The following is a 5,010-nucleotide window of genomic DNA, read 5'->3' as shown; positions in this document are numbered from 1 at the left end:
AAAACGCTCGGCTGGGAAACCCCAGCCGAGCGCCTCGCTAAGCTCCTGGCCACAGCCAGTTGATCACTGTGTTGCAACGACCCCTGGAATTCGCCAGGGACCTGGGGGTTCTTTGTTGCATAGACCGGTGAGCGGCCTGCGCACCACATACGCAGGGTGAGGGGATCACCGTCGGGCAGGCGGCCGGGGTGTCAGGCAGCAGCTGGGGCGGCGCGACGGGGGCCCCCGTACCGGCCTCGTCACAGCCCCCGGCCCCGCCCGGCCTGCACATAGGGTGGAGCCGGTAAGCCCGCCGCCGTGAGAGGTCTGTGATGCCCGAGTCCCCTCGGACCCTGCCATCACACAGTTCGGCCCCCAGGGGCTGCGCCGCATCAGCGTGCCTGCCTCGCCGGCCTCGGCCCGCACCCACCTCGCGCAGGCCGGTGTGCCGCTGCACGTCGGCCCGTGCTTCATCGCGGCGGACGACACCGACGGCCCACCCTCGGGATGTACACGGGCCACCGTGGCGTCGCCCTGCAGGGTGACTGGGCGGAGCGGGTGCGCATCGGCACCGACCGGCTGGCGGACCTGTGTGTGCGCACCGACGGCTCCGTACAGGCCCTCTTCCTCGGTCGCGGCGAAGCCGACCTGTTCGTCAACTCGGACGTTGCCGCCTTCACCCACTGCGCCGCCGCGCTGGACCGCGCCCTCCCGGTGATTGCCGCCTCTGACGGACTCCAGTTAGCCGCCGAGGCGTTCGCCGCGCTGGTCCGGGAGATCCGGCGGATCGACCCAGAGGCCGTCGCCGACCGGGAGAACTGGTGGTCGCGGGTGCTCGATGACGTCCGCCACACCCTCAACTTCCCCTTCTCGTCGGCCTTCGAGTACGTCGGCAAGGACGGCGCGAAGCAGATCGTCACCGCCCAGACCGGTCCTGGCCGCCTGCACCCCGAGGAGCAGCTGTGGCAGCAGCTCTCCTCCGCCGGAGTGGAGCCCGAGCAGGTCCGCCGCGTCTACTGCGAACTCGAACCGTGCATGACGCCGGGCCACTACTGCTCCGCCTGGCTCCAGGCCGTCCTCCCGCGTGCCGAGTTCACGCACAGCTTCGACTACGGCAACACCGCGGAGTCCCGCGAGGAAGGCATCAAGGCACTCATCACCCACGCCGCACAACAGGCCCGGCAGTGACTCGCCGCCCGGGTACAGCGGGAACGGAGCTGGGTTCATGACCGCCGATCCCGCCCCACGCTGGTCCTAGCCCGCTTCCGGGCGGGAGCCCGCCGCGGCCACCCTGTTCTCCTGGCTCGGCGACCCCCGCGCCCCCGGCCTCGCCGTGATCACCGGCGCCGAGGGCAGCGGCAAGTCGCGGCTCCTCGCCTGGTTGATCGGCCACGGCACCCGGCCCGGCACCGTCAGCGAACGCCGCATCCACGGCTTCGTACCGCTGCCCGGCCAGACCACGACCACGGCCGCTTGGATGTTCCATAAGAGGGCGGGTGAGCGGGAGGGGCTGAATCGGAGTCGCCGCAAGCGCCTCGATCCGCAACACTGTTGTGACCGCTTCCGTCCCCTGAAAGTGCGACGGCGCCCGTGCCGCAGTCGAGTTCGGAGTTCCGGCAGTGCTTTTCGACGTCACCCGCAGCGAACTCGTCGACATCTTCGGCGAGGACCGGCTCACGACCCTGCCCGCCACCGCCTGCCCGCCCGCCGCTGCGGACACCGAGGGCGCCCGCCTCCTGCAGAACGTCGGCGTCCCCACCGGGACGCTGCTGCTGCGTGTGCCCGACGAGGACTCCGGCCGGCTGCCTCTCGTCCAGGACGTCGTCGACGTCGAGGAGTTCGAAGACGCCTCGGAGGACGCGGGCGAATGGCCCGTCATCGGCTGGCTGCTCAACGCCCACCTCGCCCTCGACCCCGGCTCCGGCAAGGTGCACGCCTTCGACGCCGACGAGGAAACCGTGCAGGAGCTCCACACGGACGTCTCCTCCCTCGTCCAGGTCACCCTCCGGTTCCAGCGCCTGCTCGAAGAGTTCACCTTCAGCGGCGACGACGGCGACGAGGAAGCCGACTTCGAGCGCCTGGAGCGCGAGGTCGAGCGTATCCGTCAGGAGACGAGCAGCATCGACCCGCTCCCCTTCCAGGACGACGAGACCGTCTGGTCGGTGGTCGGCGAGGAGATCGCCGCGGGCCAACGCTTCAAGGGCAACAGCCCGGGAGCCCGCTCGCTCTACGGGTGATCGCCGGCACGGACCAGCCCCGGGGAGCGTCGTCGGCCCCCGGCCGGTGTGGCCGGGGACCGACGACGGCCGCGAGGTCAGCGGACGTCGACGAAGTCGCCGCCCGCGGTGGCGGACGCGGTGGTCGGCGTGCCTGCGAACCTGTAGCGCCAGTCGCCGTCCACGGATGCCTTCACGGTGGTCTTCAGGTTGCCGGAACCGTCCGTTGTCACCGTCTTCACGGTCGCGTACGCAGACGTCCCCTTCTTGCGGAACTGGAGCAGCACCTTCTGGCCGGCGTACCCGTGACAGCCGCCGGGCGTCTCCCAGTCGGCGCGAACGAGCTTTCCGGTGACGGTGAGCGTTTTGCCCTTGGTGACCGGCTCGGGAGACGCGTTGACCACGGAGTTCCGGGTGGCGGTGGTGTCGTCGGTCCGGATCGCGGTCTCCTTGGCCGCGCTCTGGTCGAAAGTGACGGTGGTGGAGGCCGAACCGACCTGCCCCCCATTCCCTTCCCCTTGGGAACCACTCCCGGCTCTTCCGCCGCAGGAGTTGATCAGCACACTTTAGAGGGAAGCGCTCTCGCCCTGAGAGCCGTCCGCAGCGTGCCCTCGGCGGAGCGTATGCAGTCGGGCCGGGACCCAGCAGCGCCCGCGAGCCGCGAATTCAGCAGCGCCGCCCTGCCGCAAACAGCTTGCGCGCGTGCTTCTACACTCCGCACACCTGTTCATCCCACCGCCGTGAACCAGGACGGTGGGCCTGCCCTGTGGGGGGTTTCATGCGCAAGCTTGCCGTCGGCATCCTGCTGCCGTGTGCGGTGGCGCTCTCGGCTCTGACCGCTCCGGCCGCCGAGGCCGTGACCGGGGACGGAGATCTGAAGATCACAAACGTGTCGTTCAACGGTGGCAAGTCCGTCGTGGTCGGCACCACGGAGAAGAAGACCTTCGTCCTGGCGATCACCGCCACGGACAGCTCCGGGATCAACGCGGCTTACTCGGACATCTGGAGCACGGCGACCGCCACCGGTTTCGGTTACCACGAGAACCTGGGCTGCAAGGCCGTCAACGCCACCACCGCCACCTGCTCGATGAGCTACGTCATGGACCCGGGCTACTACGGACTGGAGAACGCGCAGGCGGGGGCTTGGCAGGCGTACGTGGACATCAGCTCCAAGGACCACGACGGCATATCGGAGAACTTCCCAGACAAGTTCTACGTCAAGCGGTACGCCAAGCTCACGACCGACGCCTCGCCCGAACCGGTGAGCAAGGGCGCGGCCCTGACCGTGACGGGCAAGCTCAGCCGGGCCAACTGGGACGACAACGCGTACCACGGGTACGCCAACCAGTCGGTGAAGCTGCAGTTCCGCAAGGCGGGCACCAGCACCTACACCACCGTCAAGACCGTCACCACAAGCAGCACCGGCACCCTGAGGACCACGGTCACCGCTTCCGCCGACGGCTACTGGCGCTACGCCTTCACGGGCACCACCACGACGGCCTCCGCCAAGGCCGCCGGCGACTACGTCGACACCAAGTAATCACTCGACGGCAATACTCCGTCCCCGGAAGTCAATATCTGTAGTCGCGGTGTAAGAAATCGACGCGGCGCACGATAAATATTCCTGCGCCGACAGGCGGTGCAGAATTACTTACCGCGCCAGGGCCGACGCCGACGTGCTACTGTCGTCATCAGTTGCAGTTGTGGTTGCCAGAAGGTTTTTCTGACGGCTGATCATCGCGGCGACACGGAATGCGCACAGGGCGTATTCCTGACACCGTTCACCGAAGGAGAAACAAAATGGCTACTGGCACTGTGAAGTGGTTCAACGCGGAAAAGGGCTTCGGCTTCATCGAGCAGGACGGCGGCGGCGCCGACGTCTTCGCCCACTACTCGAACATCGCCACCCAGGGCTTCCGCGAGCTGCTGGAAGGCCAGAAGGTGTCGTTCGACATCGCGCAGGGCCAGAAGGGTCCGACGGCCGAGAACATCGTTCCCGCCTGACGCACCGGCACTGCCGCATACTTCGCAGCTGGGGCCCGCACCTTGGGGTGCGGGCCCCAGCTCGCTTCATTCCCAGGGTGATTCGGCCCTGTCATTTTTCGGCCCGTTCTCGCGAGTCTCGGCGCCGCTCATTCTGCTGCGGAAGTTCCTTGGTACGTGCCCGCATCGAGGATGGTTCCGCAAGAAGCGCACACGTACCACTCGCGCACGCACCATCGCCCGCCCTCACCGAAGGAGACACCCTTGACGTCAGCGCGGACGCATTACCGCAGGCCGGACCCCGCCCCCGTGTCCGTGGTCGACGACAGCGAAGGGCACGGGCCTCGGGTAAGTGATGACATGACCGTCGAAGTGGCTCTGGCCGTCATGGCGGGCGCCCGGGTCGAGTACCTGACCGTGTGCGACGGGGACGACGAGAGCACGGGCTTGATCACCCTGCTCCGGCTCGCCGTTCTCCGCGACAGTTCCACGTACACGGACCGGATCCGTCTGCGGGACGTCCTCGACCGATCGCTGCCCCGCCCGGCGCCCGCCCCAGCGGCATCGGAGCGTCCGTGACCATCGGCCGCCGCCGCTGCCCCGTCAAGCAGGTGGGCCGGGTCGTCACACGACAGGACCGCCACGACCGCCCCGAGGCCGTGGGCGTGGGCGGTCCCGCTCCGCTCCGGACCGCATAGGCCCTGCTCGGCGGCACCGGCCCCATGGCGGTATGAGGACGGGCGGGAAACCGCCCTCAGGATCCCGGCGACGTGCCGGTAGTGGTTGTTCTGGCGGCCGAGTTCCCGATGGAGTTCGCCGGTGATCTCGCTCG

At 68.5% G+C, this 5,010-nt stretch carries 6 protein-coding genes; 5 read left to right on the top strand and 1 reads right to left on the bottom strand.

Annotated features, from left to right (window positions below; translation table 11 throughout):
- Positions 1 to 486: 486 nt before the first annotated feature.
- Both ACWC5O_RS44960 and ACWC5O_RS44955 read left to right on the top strand, forming a co-directional pair.
- Positions 487 to 1,167 carry a nucleic acid/nucleotide deaminase domain-containing protein gene (locus ACWC5O_RS44960; protein WP_450592481.1) on the top strand — a complete coding sequence of 227 codons (681 nt, stop codon included), beginning with the start codon at positions 487 to 489 and terminating at the stop codon, positions 1,165 to 1,167.
- 431 nt (positions 1,168 to 1,598) lie between these two features.
- Positions 1,599 to 2,216 carry an SUKH-4 family immunity protein gene (locus ACWC5O_RS44955; RefSeq protein WP_450592483.1) on the top strand — a complete coding sequence of 206 codons (618 nt, stop codon included), beginning with the start codon at positions 1,599 to 1,601 and terminating at the stop codon, positions 2,214 to 2,216.
- A 77-nt stretch (positions 2,217 to 2,293) separates the two neighbouring features.
- On the opposite strand, the gene ACWC5O_RS44950 is transcribed toward ACWC5O_RS44955, so the two are convergent.
- Positions 2,294 to 2,758: a hypothetical protein gene (locus ACWC5O_RS44950; RefSeq protein WP_450592484.1), complete on the bottom strand. Its 465-nt coding sequence runs from the start codon at positions 2,756 to 2,758 to the stop codon at positions 2,294 to 2,296.
- A gap of 215 nt (positions 2,759 to 2,973) precedes the next feature.
- Here ACWC5O_RS44950 and ACWC5O_RS44945 point away from each other — a divergent pair, with 215 nt between their 5' ends.
- From ACWC5O_RS44945 to ACWC5O_RS44935, 3 genes are all read left to right on the top strand, one after another.
- Positions 2,974 to 3,735 (top strand): calcium-binding protein, encoded by a 762-nt coding sequence (locus ACWC5O_RS44945; RefSeq protein ID WP_450592485.1) that lies wholly within the window; start codon positions 2,974 to 2,976, stop codon positions 3,733 to 3,735.
- Between the two features lie 260 nt (positions 3,736 to 3,995).
- Complete coding sequence (locus ACWC5O_RS44940) at positions 3,996 to 4,199, top strand: cold-shock protein (RefSeq protein ID WP_028799214.1); 204 nt, start codon at positions 3,996 to 3,998, stop codon at positions 4,197 to 4,199.
- Positions 4,200 to 4,538: 339 nt separating this feature from the next.
- Complete coding sequence (locus tag ACWC5O_RS44935; protein WP_450592531.1) at positions 4,539 to 4,757, top strand: CBS domain-containing protein; 219 nt, start codon at positions 4,539 to 4,541, stop codon at positions 4,755 to 4,757.
- The last annotated feature ends 253 nt before the right edge of the window (positions 4,758 to 5,010 follow it).

Source organism: Streptomyces sp. NPDC001450 (assembly GCF_053597295.1).
This window is presented reverse-complemented; position numbering and strand designations above follow the sequence as displayed.